The sequence below is a fragment of the Actinocrispum sp. NPDC049592 genome (assembly GCF_040675465.1).
GTDB lineage: Bacteria > Actinomycetota > Actinomycetes > Mycobacteriales > Pseudonocardiaceae > Kibdelosporangium.
On sequence record NZ_JBFAPA010000005.1, the window covers coordinates 333,598 to 347,663 of the forward strand.

The 14,066-nt window shown below is 67.7% G+C and carries 10 protein-coding genes; 4 read left to right on the forward strand and 6 right to left on the reverse strand.

Annotation, left to right across the window (positions count from 1 at the left end):
- Window positions 1-36: 36 nt before the first annotated feature.
- Window positions 37-4,320: a LamG domain-containing protein gene (locus tag AB0J95_RS16165; protein WP_364757723.1), complete on the reverse strand. Its 4,284-nt coding sequence runs from the start codon at window positions 4,318-4,320 to the stop codon at window positions 37-39.
- Between the two features lie 235 nt (window positions 4,321-4,555).
- Between AB0J95_RS16165 and AB0J95_RS16170 the strand changes: the two genes are divergently transcribed.
- Window positions 4,556-4,993, forward strand: coding sequence for a VOC family protein (locus AB0J95_RS16170; RefSeq protein ID WP_364757724.1), 438 nt, complete (start codon window positions 4,556-4,558; stop codon window positions 4,991-4,993).
- A gap of 46 nt (window positions 4,994-5,039) precedes the next feature.
- On the opposite strand, the gene AB0J95_RS16175 is transcribed toward AB0J95_RS16170, so the two are convergent.
- The 5 genes from AB0J95_RS16175 to AB0J95_RS16195 all read right to left on the reverse strand — a co-directional run bounded on the left by AB0J95_RS16175 (window position 5,040) and on the right by AB0J95_RS16195 (window position 11,844).
- A complete protein-coding gene (locus AB0J95_RS16175; RefSeq protein WP_364757726.1) occupies window positions 5,040-5,588 on the reverse strand; it encodes a hemerythrin domain-containing protein in 549 nt (182 codons plus the stop codon).
- Window positions 5,589-5,654: 66 nt separating this feature from the next.
- Window positions 5,655-8,330 carry a hypothetical protein gene (locus tag AB0J95_RS16180; protein WP_364757728.1) on the reverse strand — a complete coding sequence of 892 codons (2,676 nt, stop codon included), beginning with the start codon at window positions 8,328-8,330 and terminating at the stop codon, window positions 5,655-5,657.
- 228 nt (window positions 8,331-8,558) lie between these two features.
- Window positions 8,559-9,530 (reverse strand): magnesium transporter CorA family protein, encoded by a 972-nt coding sequence (locus AB0J95_RS16185; RefSeq protein ID WP_364757730.1) that lies wholly within the window; start codon window positions 9,528-9,530, stop codon window positions 8,559-8,561.
- Window positions 9,531-9,583: 53 nt separating this feature from the next.
- Entirely contained in the window at window positions 9,584-10,669 is a 1,086-nt protein-coding gene (locus AB0J95_RS16190) for a glutamate--cysteine ligase (protein ID WP_364757732.1), read from the reverse strand.
- Window positions 10,670-10,707: 38 nt separating this feature from the next.
- Window positions 10,708-11,844 (reverse strand): amidohydrolase, encoded by a 1,137-nt coding sequence (locus tag AB0J95_RS16195; protein ID WP_364757734.1) that lies wholly within the window; start codon window positions 11,842-11,844, stop codon window positions 10,708-10,710.
- A 140-nt stretch (window positions 11,845-11,984) separates the two neighbouring features.
- Here AB0J95_RS16195 and AB0J95_RS16200 point away from each other — a divergent pair, with 140 nt between their 5' ends.
- The 3 genes from AB0J95_RS16200 to AB0J95_RS16210 all read left to right on the forward strand — a co-directional run bounded on the left by AB0J95_RS16200 (window position 11,985) and on the right by AB0J95_RS16210 (window position 14,065).
- Window positions 11,985-12,356, forward strand: coding sequence for a hypothetical protein (locus AB0J95_RS16200; RefSeq protein WP_364757736.1), 372 nt, complete (start codon window positions 11,985-11,987; stop codon window positions 12,354-12,356).
- Window positions 12,356-12,640: a DUF4235 domain-containing protein gene (locus tag AB0J95_RS16205; protein WP_364757737.1), complete on the forward strand. Its 285-nt coding sequence runs from the start codon at window positions 12,356-12,358 to the stop codon at window positions 12,638-12,640. Before AB0J95_RS16200 ends, AB0J95_RS16205 begins: the two co-directional genes overlap by 1 nt.
- Window positions 12,641-12,739: 99 nt before the next feature.
- Entirely contained in the window at window positions 12,740-14,065 is a 1,326-nt protein-coding gene (locus tag AB0J95_RS16210) for an extracellular solute-binding protein (protein WP_364757739.1), read from the forward strand.
- Window position 14,066 lies beyond the last annotated feature (1 nt).

Below are 14,066 nucleotides of genomic sequence, written 5' to 3' on the forward strand. Positions count from 1 at the left end.
CTACGCCCCTCAGTGTGCGAAGTTTCCCAAGGTGTCTCAGTGCCTGACCTCGAACACGGCGCCCGGATCGTCAGCGGTCCGGTCGTCCTTGATCTGGTCGGCCGTGCGGACGCCGGAGTACAGCCGGACCCCGGCCACACCGCCGCGCCACGGGTTGACCGCCGCCCCGTTCCAGTAGCCCTCGCCCATCACGACCGAACCGGTGTTGTTCCAGCCGAAGACGTTGGTCGAACAGCCTTGCACGCCAACCGCTCCGGACGAGCTCAGCTCGGTGTTCTGCAACTGGCCGTCGATGTAGAAGCAGGCCCGGTTGGCCGTGGCGTCGAACGTCCCCGCCAGATGCGTCCACTTGCCCTCCACCGGGGCGGCGTCGCCGAGCATGAACCGGCCGGTGCTGCCCGACATCATGAACGTCCAGCGGCCGCCCCACTCCGGGTGGTAATCCAGCGACACCGGCATCTTGGTGCCGTCGAAGATGCTCACCGCCGTGGCGGTCCCACCGGCCAGGGCGTCGTCGCGCACCCACGCCTCGATGGTGAACGACTTGTCGGTGCGGAAGAAGTCCGGCCGCGGCCAGGTCACCTTCGCACCCGAACTGCCCGGGTAGGAGGCGAACGCGCTGTCACCGTTGGTGGTCTCGCTGACCGAACCGGTCGCCGTGCCCACCGCGGGCGTCAGGCTCCACACACTGTCCACGTAGGACTGCCCGCCGAGGCCGGCCACCTGGCTCGCGGTCAGCGCGCGTTGCCACATCTGGACGTTGTCGATCGTGCCCTTGAACGAGTGGATCGGGTTGTTGTCGAAGTCGTAGGCGCCGACCGTGACATGTCCGGTGGCGTCCCACGGGACTCCGCTGAACGTCTTCGTCCCGGCGAGCTTCCCGTTGACGTACATCTGGATCTGCTTGGTGTCGTTGTTGTAGACGCCGGTCACCAAGGTCCAGACGCCGGTCTGGCTCACGCTGTCGGGCTTGTAGGCCCAGTCCGTGGTCGCCGAGGACGAGTCGCTGGTGTTCAGGCCGAAGATCCACGCGTGCACGTCCGGCGAGTAGCGGATCTGGAACCCGGGCCGGTGCACCCCGGACTGTCCCAGAACCCCTTGGTACGCGGTGAGATCGTCCAGCTTCACCCAGGCGGACACCGTGAACGACTGCGAGGTGTTCACCGCCCGGCCGGTGGAGTAGCTGTAGCTACCGGCGGTTCCGTTGTACTGCAACGCGCTTCCGGTCTTGCCGGCCACCCAGGCCGCGTTCGTGGTGATCAGGTTGTTCTCGTAGCCGGCGCCGTTGTTACTGGCGTCGGAGACCGTGGTGCCGTTGTTCTCGTCGAACTTCCAGTAACCCTGCAGCGATGGAATCGGTGCGGGCACATAGGTTCCGTCCTCCTGGCTGCCGGTGGCACCGGTCGCCAGCTTCGTCCCGGCCCCTTCGGCCAGGCCGAAGCCCGCCCGCGGCACCGCCACCGTGGCCAGGTCGTGCACGTCCTGGTCGGACAGGACCCGTTGCCACACCTGGACATCGTCGACGAAGCCGGGGAACTGGTCGACCCGGGTGCCGGTCCACTTGGCGCCACCGACGACGAACTGGCCGTTGGCGCTCCATATCGGGTATGGCAGCAGCGCCGTGCCGACCTTCTTGCCGTCGATGTACAGGGCGGTCTGCCGGGAGTTGGCGTCATACGTGGCGGTCAGGTGGGTCCAGGTGTTCAGTTGTGGGACCGCCGAGTTGTCCGCCGAGGTCGTGCGGACCGCGTCGCCGACAGCGTCCGTGGCAGTGGTGGAGAACGTCCACTTGCCGAAGTCCGCCGAGTACTGCAGGAAGAACCCGCTGACCTGGTCGCCGTCCTGGGACGCGACCGTGTAGTACGAGTTGGTGTTGTTCAGGTACGCCCAAGCGGACACCGTGAACGACTTGGAGGTGTCGATCACCTTCGCGGACGTCTCCAGGTACCCGTTGTTGGTCAGGTACATGCCGCCGCGCGTGCCGTCCTTGGCGCCGAACGCGTCCGCCTGCGTCCACGAGTTGCCCTTGCTGTACCCCTCCGCCCAGGAAGCGCCGCCGCGCAGGGTGAGCGGATGCGGGGTCTCACCAGGGTTCAACGTGGCCACGTTGTCCGCCGAGGTCGTGCCCCAGGTGTCGTCGATCCCCCAGGCCCCCTTGAGGAATTTCGCGGAGGTCAACGGAGCCACGACATACGCACAGGCATTGCCCACGGTGGTCAGTGGCGCCGCACAGGTGGCGTTCGGACCGGGCAGGCCCGCCTTGCTGACCGCGCGCACCTTCAGCAGGTTCTGGTTGGCGTTGACCGCGGTCAGGGTCAGGGCCGCGGTGGCCGTGTTCTTGCCAGTGCCCTGCTCGACGAGCCGGTTCGCCTTGACGCTGGGCGAGCCCTGGGTCGAGGGCTCACTACCGTCCGTTGTGTACACGAACCGGTCGATGTCGAAGATCTGGTTGGCCATGTCCACCTGGACGTTGAACGTCGCGGTGTCGCCCTGGTTCACCGGGGCCGTGCCACTAGGAGTCAGCTTGGGTGCCAACGGAACCGCGGTGTCCACATAGAACTCGCAGTCCCAGTCCCAACGGGGTGACCAGAGTTCCCCGTCGTTGACCCGCATCGCCCACTTCCAGATCCCGTCGCCGGTGATCCAGCCGGACGGGAGTTGTATTCGCGCCAGGGCTTCCTGGCCGGGCCCGGGTGTGCCGACCCCTGGCATGGCATCGATGTTCTCGTGCCAGGTGCCTGCCACGTCGGCGCCGTAGGGGCCACCGCTGGTGGCGATGTGGATGTTCAGGCTGCCGCCGTCCGGATCGGACACTCGCGCCTGGACGGTGGGCGTCCGGGTGGCGATCCACGGCCGGTCCTCGCCCTTGACACACGGCACGGTGCCGTTCTGCATGGCGTGCCCGACCGGGTCGTTCGGCGTCGAGTCGTACCAGACCTCCAGGTACGGGTTGAGCCCGAACCGCCGCCACGAAGTGTTGTTGCTCTCGGAGGACCCGATGAGCATGAAGGTGAGGTTGCCCCAGCCGTGCGAGGCCGCATAGGCCACTCCCCGGCCCGCGTCGAACTGCGACACCACGCCTGGCGCCTTGGACTGGTTGGTCGCGTTGTTCGACCCCATCCGCTCGTCGAGGTCCGGGATGTTCGCGATCCACGGCTGGTGGTCGAAGTCGGTGCCCGGGCCGAAGCCGTTGGCGACGTACATGTCCGTCTGTGTGGCGGAACCGGGTCCCCACCAGGAGTAGAGCAGCGGGACGTTCAGGCTGGCGCGGTGGATGGTCTTGCCGGACACCGCCCAGGTGGCCATCTCCACATAGGACCGTGAGTAGCCGGAGCTGTCGGTGGTCTGCAGGCCGGCCTTCAGGTCGCTGAGGTCGCCGGAGGAGGCATCGTAGTTCTTGGCTGTCCGGTAGCCGGACTGGACCACGATGTGGTGGTTCTTGCCGCACGCATTGCAGCTGTACTCCGGGTCCAGGTACACGGGGTACTTGGTCGCCTTGTCCGCCAGGAAGTCCTGGTCCGGGATGATCGCCACGGCCTGGCCGGTGACCTCGGTGCCCATCGTCGCGCCGCGGGGGCTCTCGCCCTTGCCCGCATCGCCGCTGGAGTCCCACATCCGGGTCGACGTGCCGGTGAACACCTGGGCTCCCTTGGCGTCCACGACCTCCAAGTTCGGCTTGTCCGCGGCGCTCTTGGCCTGCGCGCGGACCTGGGTGTTGCGGGTGTGCGAGGCGAAGGTGATCTTCCTGAGCTTCGGGTTCTTCGCGGCCTCGGCGGTCTTGACCACGAGGACCTCGGAGAAGCCGAGCACGTCGGCGGTGACCTTCAGATCCACGCCCGGCAGGACCTCCGGGTAGACGGCGACCGCGCCGTCGAGCCTGGGCTCGGGCAGCTCGCCGTCCCAGCCCAGGCCGACCTCGTTGCCCTCGTGGGCCAGCCGGGCCAGCGGCCGGCCCCTGCCGCCGCCGGACAGGGCGAGGTCCACGGCGGCGGCCTTCGGGGCGACCGTCCCATCAGGACGCTTCACCAGCGTGGTGTCGACCGGTGTCCAGTTGTTGTCCTGTTTGACCCGCACCGGCCGCTCGTGCTGGCGCCAGGTGAAACTGCCGTCCGGGTTGGCGAAGTACTCTTCGGTCTCGGTGGTCTTTCCGGCGATCTGGACGGGGTTTCCCGTTTCCTTTGCCTTGACCTGCGCGGCGGTTTCCTCACTGCGCGGGGCGGCCTCCGCGGTCCGTACGAGGCTCAACGCGGTCAACGCCGCCGCGAAAATGGCGCCCCATCTGCGCGTTCTGGACGCGCGCACGCCAAAGCCGGTACTCATTGGGAGCCCCCCATGGTCTCACCCGCCCGGCCAAGCTGGCCGGAAACCGCGACTAGGGGCACTCAACCACGTGCGAAGACGCTTGTAACTAGTCCGAAAGGCCTACTCACCCGGCGTATCCGATGTGGACCGGATCGCGATGGCAGGAACCCGCCACCACGTGATGATCCACAATGGACGTCACAACCGCGGCCACTGTCTTGTCTCCGCTGCAACCGACTGTTGGGAGACACCAGTGAACGACTTCCCCGCCCCCGACCAAGGGCTGGTCGTGACGAACTTCCTGACCGTGCGTGACGTAAGGGTCTCACGGGAGTTCTACGCCGGCATCTTCGGCGGCCAGGTCATCCGCCCGGAGAACCCCGCCGTCGTCCGGATCGCGAACACCTGGATCATCATGAACCCGGGCGGCGGCCCCACACCAGACAAACCAGACATCACCCTGACCGCACCGGAACCCGGCGACCCCGTGTCGGCCTTCCTCAACGTCCGCGTCGCGGATATCGCCGCGTTCTACGCCGACGCCCGCGCCAAGGGCGCCGAGTTCCTCACCGAACCCCTCGACCGCGGCTCCGAGCTGCGCTGCTACCTGCGTGACCCCGACGGCTACCTCATCGAGATCGGCCAGACCACCGGCCTGCCGCACGGCGTCACGGCCGATGATCCACAGTAGACGGAACGGGCGGGTGAGACCACCCGCCCGTCCAAAGGACACCGGTTCAGGACGACTGCGACTGCAGGGCCCTGGACAGCTGCTCCCTGGTCATCCCCGACACGCCGGTCAGCCCGGCGTTGCGGGCCTGCGTCATCAGCTCCTCCTTGGTCGCCTCGCCGGGCCGCTCGCCCAGGTGCTTGGCGCGGCTGGCCGCGAAGGCCTTGCCCAGCTGTGCCCGGCGGTCGTCGTCCAGCTGCGAGCGCATCCCCGGCAGGACCTCGGATTCCTCCTCCTCGACGTGGTGGGTGACCGCGTCGACGATCTTGCCGAGCAGCTCGTCGTACTGCGAGCTCTCCGGGTCGGTCTGGGCGAGCTTGGCCAGCATCTGCTCGGCCTCGGCGTGCTCGTGCTGGCTGTGCGCGATCTCGTCGGCCTCACCGGCCTCCTTGGCGGCCACCGGGTAGACCTCGGCCTCCTCCGCCCGGCTGTGCGCGGTCAGCAACGCGCACAACACGGGCGTCAGCAGCGGTCGTTTCTCCGGGTGCTGCTTGAGTTCCCCGAACAACCGCTCCACCTCGCGGTGGTCCTGCATGATCAGATCAACGACGTCCACGGCTGTTCCTCCTGTCGATGAGCCGCTCCACGTCAGCGAATACCCACGCCGTCCAGGTTCAACCCATCAGCTCCGGATGCGCAGCGCGTCGACAATGCCCACCGAGGTCGTCTTGTTGACGATCTTGATGGTGTGGTTTCCGTTGGCCAGCCCGGTCTTGGTGTAGACGACCTGCTGGCTCTGCCGCGGCCCGGGGACGAACAGGTTCACGTTGGCCTGGAAGGCGTTGTCGATGTAGACGTCCACGTTTCCCATGTCCCCGTTGCGTTCTGACAGGTAGTCCACGCCGGTGCCGGTGAACGTGTACTGCGCGGTGGCGCCGACGGTCTCCGAGTGGTGCACGTCGTCGTTGAAGTCACCCAGCCCTCGGCCGGTAGCGGCGTGCCAGTTCGCGTCGTAGGTCAGTTGCGTGTCGTTGACCACGGGGTTGTTCGTGGCACTGATGCCGAGCGTGGAACTGGTGTTGGCCAAGGGCTTCGCGTCCTGGTTGGCGGTGCCGGAGAGCGTGACGTGCGTGTACGAGTCGAGCTTCTTGGCGGTGCGTTCCACGACGTAGCTCGTTCCAGCGGCGGTGGCGAAGGCGATCTCGGTGGCCGAACTCGTGGTGATGATCGCGTTGTCGGACAGCCGCCGGACCTGAACCTGTTGTGTTCCCCAAGGGTTCACCACTCTGGCCTGCTTGCCGTACAGGCTCTTCACGCCGACGTACTTGACTTCGCCCGCCTCGCGTTCCGAGCTGACCAGGAAACCGTCCTTGGCCAGCAGGGTGAACTTGCCGACGAACGTGGAATCCGTTGGCACCGCCGGGAAGACGCGGATCTTGTCGTTGTAGCTCTGCAGCAGCGCCTCGTTCAACGCCGACAGGTGCACTCCGAGGTACTCGAAGACACCGTTGGTGTTGCTGGTCAACCCGTTGGGGAAGTTCTGGTACTTCTGCAGCATCGTCCGCATACCCTGGAAGGTCTGGTCACCTAGGCCAAGCCGGGCGGCTTGCACGGCGTCATTGGCCCAGACGTTGCCGTACGGGAACGGCCGCTGGTTCCACGTGTTCAGCGCCGTCTGGTAGTCCGGGGCGCCGATCCCGGTGACGTTGTACGGCCAGATCAGTTCACTGGCAACGTTTTCGCCGTTCTTCGTCGCGGTCAGCGGCGGTTTGTGGGGCAGGTAGGCGCCATTGGCCGACGGATAGGCGACGAGGTGGTCGAGGATGTTCTGCCACTGCCCGCGCAGGTTCGCGTCCAGGCCCAGGGTCTGGCTGGTCTGGATGGTGATCGGGAACAGGCTGCGCACCGCGGCGAGATCGGTGATGGCGTTGGGCACGTTCCAATAGGTCTCGTGCGCGTTGGAGCTGGCCATGAAGTAGGTGTTCGTGGCTGTGTCCAAGGACAGTTTGGCGGCGTAGAACTTCACGACGTCACGCATGAACGGGTACGCGGTGTTGCGCAAATAGTTGCTGTCATTGGTGTACCGGTACTGCAGGTACATGTTGAACGCGGCCTCGTAACCAGTGGACAGGATGTTCTTGGTGAAGTCGCTGTTGACCGTGCCGCGTGCGTTGCCGTCCCAGCCCATGGTCTCCGGAACCCACAGCCCGTCGATGCCGTACCGGGTGCTGGTGGCCGCTTTCAGCACGGTGGCGTTGCGGGAGTAGAGATTGTTGAACCGAGACAACAGGTCGACATGGTTGGACGCGAGGAACGAGTTGTAGACATCGCGTTGGTTCCAGTACCAGTACCCGTTGCTCCACTTGGTGTTGTCGCCGGTCGAGCGGAACACGCCGTTGATGAAGTGGAACGGGTAGTCGCCGTAACCACCGGCGGCGATCATGTAGGTGGCCAGGTAGTAGACGTTCTCCAGATAGTCGGCGTCGCCGGCCCGGTTCGAGTACTGGACGAACGAGCGTTGCCAGAAACCGTGCCACCAGTTGCGGTAGCTCGTCAGCGTGCTGCCGTATCCGGTGGCTTTCACCGCCGCGAGTTGGTTGCGCGCCTGGGCGACTGAGTCGTGGCCGGGTGCGTTCAGTCGGCCCGAGGCGGTGAACCAGATGGTGTAGCTGGATGTCGGGGTCAGGGTGACGCGGACTTTGGTGCCGTTGACCACTTGTGTGGTGTAGTTCGCGCCTTCGACCGTCGCGGCGAACGTGTAGCCGAAGCCGCCCGGGTCGGCCTGCCCTCGGCTCAGCCCGGCGACGCTCGCGTCCGCGAAGGTCGACACCGTCTTCCACGTGGTGAGGTTGGGTACGTCCGCGACATTGGTGACGGTGGCGGGATCCCACATGCTCAGCTCGAACGAGACGGCCGACACGCCGGTGCGGGCGTCGTCGACGTGGATGCCCATCACCTCGGAGTCCGGCGAGCCGAGCATGGTGACGGTGCGGTTGTTGTCGTACTTGGTGGTCAACGTCCCGTCATACAAGGAAAGGCGTTGCTGGAACGTCGTGTAACCGGAGTCCATCGCCGGGGTCGTCGCCAGGTTGGCCAGCCCGGCCGCGTAGGTCGACTGCTCCGCGAGGTCCACACCGGACACTTGCGCGGTCAGCCCGTTCTGGCCCCACACCATCGCGCCGGTGCGGCCGTTGCCGACGGTCAGTCCCCAGGCGGGGTTGGTGGTGGGACGGTTGTAGACGATGTCGTGCTTGGACAGGTACTTGGCATAGTCGACGTCGAGAATCCCGCTGCTCGGGCTGAGCGCGGCGTCCGTTGTGGACGCTGCCGCGGTGTTCGCCGGAACGGCGGCGCTCAAGAGCAACAAGGCGAGTGCGACCGGGAGACGAGACAAGCGTGACGGAGACATGGCTGTACACGGACCTCTCGTGACCAACGACGGCGTCGTTGCAGGGGCGGATGAGCTAGTCCATGAAATACATCGGATGTGTTGTAGCGCATACAATCATCCGTGTCCAGTCCCCGCAGGTCGACAAGAGTCAGCCCCAGACGCTCCCGAGATTCATTGGATCTTTATCGGTGCAGGTCAGAGCCAGTCGCGTTTCCGGAACAACGCGAACAGACCGGCCGACAGCACCAGGATCACCGCGGTGGACACCCAGAAGCCGGTGACGCTCTGGAAACCCGGATAGGGCACGTTCTGACCGTAGAACCCGGTCACCGCCGTGGGAACCGCGATGATGGCCGCCCAGCTGGTCACCTTCTTCATGATGATGTTCAGGCGGTTGCCCTGGATGTTGAGCTGGGTCTCGCGGATGGTGGTGACCAGGTCGCGCAGCGACTCGGTCCACTCGGAGGCGCGCAGCACGTGGTCGTAGACGTCCTGGAAGTAGGGCTGCATCGCGTCGTCGACGATCCCGAGGTCCCGCCGCATCACCGCGTTGACCACCTCACGCATCGGCAGCACCACCCGGCGGATCTTGACCAGGCTCTTGCGCAGCCGCAGTGACCGGCGTTGCATCGCGGCGAACTGCGGCTGCTCGTCGAAGACCAGGTCCTCCAGGTTCTCGATCTGCTCGTCGAGGGCCTGCACCGCCTCGAAGTGGCCGTCGATGATGTGGTCGAGCAGCCCGTGCAGCAGGAACCCGGTGCCGCTCTTGGCGAGATCGCTCTCGTTGTCCCACCGCCGGACCACCGCGTCGATGTCGAAGCCGTCGTCCTTGCGGACGGTCACCAACGCGTTGGCCGTGACGAACACGGCGATCTCGGATGCCACCGCGACGCCGTCGTCCGGGTCGAACCGCACCGAATAACCCGTGAGGAACGAGTGTGAGCGGTAGCGGTCCAGCTTGGGTCGCTGGTGCTCGTGGATCGCGTCCTCCACCGCGAGGGCGTGCAGGCCGAGCTCCTCGCTGATCGCGGCCAGATCCGCCTCGCTGGGCTGGCAGAAGTCCAGCCACACGGTCGTGTTCACGTCCGCGAGCAGGTCGGACACCTCGGCGACCGGGAAGTCCTCGGCGACGAGGACCCCGTCGCGGTACGCCCTGGTCTGTGGCATCACGAACTCCCTTTGCCGGCTGTGTACCCCGGCCGCGTCCCGGCAAACACCGTCTACATCGGATCGGCGGGCACCGCCAGCAGGTCGACCACGTCCTCGGCCCGGTGGGCGGTCCCGAAGGCCTCCCGCTGCCGGTCGGCGCCGCCGCCGGAGCCGTGCAGCCTGCTGATGACCTGTTTGGCGAAGTCGAAGTCGCCGTGCTCACGCAGAACCGGTGTCAGCGCACCGAAAAGATCGTCGAGGACCGCTGTGGCCGGCAGCAGGTCGCCGGTGCCGGGATGCGGGCATCTGCCGCGCAGGCCGTCGCGGGACGCGCGCCAGACCTGGCCGCGCAGGACTTCGTTGGACAGCATGGGTGCCGGTTCGTCCTCGTTCAGCGCGACATGGGTGAGACCGCGGACGAGAACGGCGAGCAAAGTCGCCTCTTCGGCGGTGGTGGCCACATCGGCGATCCGGAACTCCAGCGTCGGCTGCTTCTCCGACAACCGGATGTCCCAGTAGACCATGCCGCGGTCGAGGATCGCCCCGGCGCGCAGCCACCCGTCGACGATGCTCTCGTAGTGGTCCACCGAGTCGAACCGGGGCGGCGGCCCGGCGGACGGCCACTGCGTCCACTGCTGGTAGCGCCAGCTGCAGTATCCGGTGTCGATGCCGCCCTCGATGGGCGAGTTGGCGGTGATCGCCAGCAGCAACGGCAGCCACGGCCGGACGTGGTTGATCACCTGGATGCCGGCCGCCGGGTCCGGCATGGCGACGTGCACGTGGCAGCCGCAGGTCCGGACCGTCCGCGGGGTCGCCCCGAAGTGGTCGGCCATCCGCTGGTAGCGGCCCTCCAGGGTGATTCCCGGCGGGTGCTCCTCGGCCATCGGGACGGTGCCGCTGGGCACCAGCCGCAGCCCGCGCCCGGCAGCGGCCACAGCCAGCTCCCGGCGCAGGTCCTGCACCTTGCTCAGGACGTCGTCGTGCGTGCGGCAGATGCCGGTGGCCAGTTCGACCTGGGACCGGTCGAGCTCCCGCTGCAGTTCGCCTTCCCGCCCCTCGGCGGACTCCACGATCTCGCCGGCGCGGCCGGACAGGTGCCCGGTGGCGTCGACGACGAAGAACTCTTCCTCGACCCCGAGGGTGAGCGCGTGCTTCATGACCACGTTTTCCCGGCGCGAGCGCCCCGAAAACACGATCAGTGGCCCGCGGCGGCGCGGTGCTGGAACTCCTGCCAGGCGGCGGTGCGCAGAGCGGGGTCGGTGAGCAGCTCGACCGCGGTGCGGCCCAGGGCGTCGGCCGCGGCGAGCATGACGTGCCGGCCCCGGCCACTCGCCGCCGCTGCGGCGAACTGTGGGGTGTGGTCGGACTTGTCGCTGTCCACAATGGCCACGAACGGGTGGATCGCGGGCACCGCCGTGCTGATGTTGCCGATGTCCGACGACCCGAGGAACACACCCGGCTCGGGCGGCGTCATCGTGATGCCGTGCCGGGCGATGTGCTGGTCGAACCGGGCGCCCAGCCGTTCGTTGGGCCGGAAGTGCGCGTAGGGCTCCCGCACCTGGTCCACCTCGACCGTGATCGCGGTCGCCGCCGCGATGCCCTGCGCAGCCGCGGTCACCTGGCCGATCAGCGTCTGCAGGGCGCCGGTGGTGAGCGCACGCAGCCCGAACCGGCCCTCGGCGAGGTCGGGCACGATGTTGGTCGCCTCGCCGCCGCGCGTGACGATGCCCTGGATGTGCGACCCGGCCGGCAGTCGTTGGCGCAGCGCGGAAAGCGTGGTGAACAACTGGATCAGCGAGGCGAGGGCGTCGATTCCCTCGGCCGGGTTGCCGGTGGGGTGCGCGGCCCGCCCGTGGTAGGCAATCCTCAGCTCTACCTGGGCGGTCAGCACGGCCCATGACCAGTTGCGGGTGCCGGGGTGGAACATCAGCGCCGCGTCGACGCCTTCGAACAGCCCCGCCCCGAGCTCGATGATCTTGCCGCCACCACCCTCCTCGGCCGGTGTGCCGATGGCGAGGATCGTGCCCGCGTGCCCCGCCGCCTCCCGTGCGGCGATGGCCGCACCGAGGCCCGCGGCGGCGATCAGGTTGTGCCCGCACGCGTGGCCCAGCCCCGGCAGGGCGTCGTACTCCAGCAGCAGCGCGATCCGCGGCCCGCCGCCGGTACCGGCCTGGGCGACGAAGGCGGTCGGCATCCCGGCCACGCCCCGGTCGACCGTGAAGCCGTCCCACTCCAGTTCCGCGCACAGCCGGTCGGCCGCGTGGTGTTCCTCGAACGCCGTCTCCGGGTCCGCATGCAGTGCGCAGGCGACATCCCACAGGCGGTCGGCCATGGCAGATCCCATGACCACAGTGGTGTCCGGTAGGGGGCCGGTCAAACCTGGGACAGGTTAGCCGGAATGGGCGGATTACCAGGCCGCTCTCGTGGGTATGCCGCCAGTGGATCGGTTCATGGCGCAGAAAGGCCCGACTGATGACTGAGACCCGCCGACAGGTGAACAAGACGGCCAAGGCAGTGGCCCAGAAGGCCGAGGAGGTGGCCGACACCGCGATGGCCAAGGCGGAGAGCGTCAAGGACGTGGCGGCGGCCAAGACGAACGAGGCGATCGGTGTCGCCGCGGAAAAGGCAGGCGAGGCCATGCACGCCGCCGCGGACAAGGCCGCGGAGGTCTCCGTGCAGGCACAGAAGGCGACGCAGGAGACGATCGACAAGATGCCCGAACCCATGGCCCAGTTCGTGGACCGGGTGATGGCGGCGGCCAGGCAACGGCCGATCCCGTTCGCGATCGGCGCGTTCTTCGCGCTGATGATGGTGCGGCGCTTGCTCTTCGGGCGGCGGTCCTGATGCTGAGGCTGCTGTACCGCCCGTTGGGCCTGCTGTTCGGGGTGCTGGGCGGCCTGCTCGCCAACGCGGTGTTCAGCTCCGTCTGGAAGCGGCTCACCGGTGACGCGGACGCGCCCAATGCGACTGACCAGGACCGCGGCTGGCGCGAAGTGCTTGCCGCGGCGACCATCCAGGGCGCGGTCTTCGGGCTGGTGAAGGCCGCCGTCGACCGCGGCGGCGCGGCCGGGTTCCGCAAGGCCACCGGCGAATGGCCGGGCGACAAGTCCTCGAAGACCGGCGACTGAACACCCCTCCTGCGAACGGGCGGCACTCCATCAGTGGAGTGCCGCCCGTTTGCCGTGTCCGGCCGCGGGGTACTTCCGGCGTGTCCTCGAGGAGGAGATGTGATTCGCAGGCTCGCGCTGGTCGCGGTGGTGGCGAGTGTGGCAGCCGGGTGCGCGGGCATCGGCACATCGCCCGGCGACACGCCCAACGTCCTGACGACTATGGGGTTCGGGCTGCCGGACGAACACGCGACGGCCCGGGTCGAGGTCTTCCGGCGCAAGTATCCGGGCATCGACCTGCGCGTCAACGAAGGCGCGTTCGACGAGCAGCAGTTCCTGTCCTCGGTCGCCGGCGGCGAACCGTCCGACCTGGTGTACGCCGACCGGATCAAGCTGGGTGGTTTCGCCGCGCGCGGCGCGGTCCAGCCGATCGACGACTGCCTGCGGCGCCACCACGTCGACATGTCGGTGTTCCGGCCGGCCGCGGTGCGCCAGGTCACGACCGACGGCCACGTCTACGGGCTGCCCGACTTCGCCACCGTGCGCCTGCTGATCATCAACAACCCCGCCGCCCGGGCCGCGGGCATCGACCCGGCGCGAATGTCCACAACGGACTGGCCTGCGCTGCTCGCGGACACCCGCGTGCTGACCAGGGTGACCAACGGACGGTTCCAGCGGATCGGGTTCGACCCGAAGCTGCCCGATTTCCTGACGCTGTGGGCGAAGGCCAACGGCGTCGAGCTGATCGACCCGGACGGCCGCCCGGTGCTGAACGATCCGAGGGTCGTCGAGGCGTTGCGGTTCGCCACGGACCTGGTCCGCGCCCAGGGACCCTACGCGTCGTTCAAGGCGTTCCGTGACGGCTTCGACGAGTTCGGCGCCGGCAACGAGTACGCCAAGGACCAGCTGGCGGCGATGCCGATGGACTCGTTCTACATCAACACGCTGGCCACCAACTCACCGGACGTGGACGTCACCGTGAAGCCGTTCACCGACCGCACCGGCGCGCCGTTCACCGAGCTCGGCGGGCAGGCGTGGGCGATCCCGAAGGGCGCGCCGCACCCGGACCAGGCGTGCGACTTCCTGGTGACCATGACCGCCAAGGACACCTGGGTGACGGCGGCCCGGGCGCGCCGGGACGCGCTGGCCGCCAAGGGCCGTCCCTACGGCGGCACGTTCACCGCCAACCGCGAGGCCGACGCGGAGATCTTCTCGACGGTCTACCGGCCGAGCGGCAACCGCATTCTGCAACAGGGGGTGCCTGTGGTGTTGTCCTTGCAGGAGAAGGCGTTCGCGCTGCCACCGAGCCCGGCGGCGGCGGATCTGGTCCGCGCATGGCGGTCCGCGTCCGTCCGGGTGCTCACTGGTGAGCAGACGCCGGAGCAGGCACTCGCCGATGCCCAGCGCGAAGGCGATCTGGCGCTGCATCGAGTGGCGGGGAGGTAGC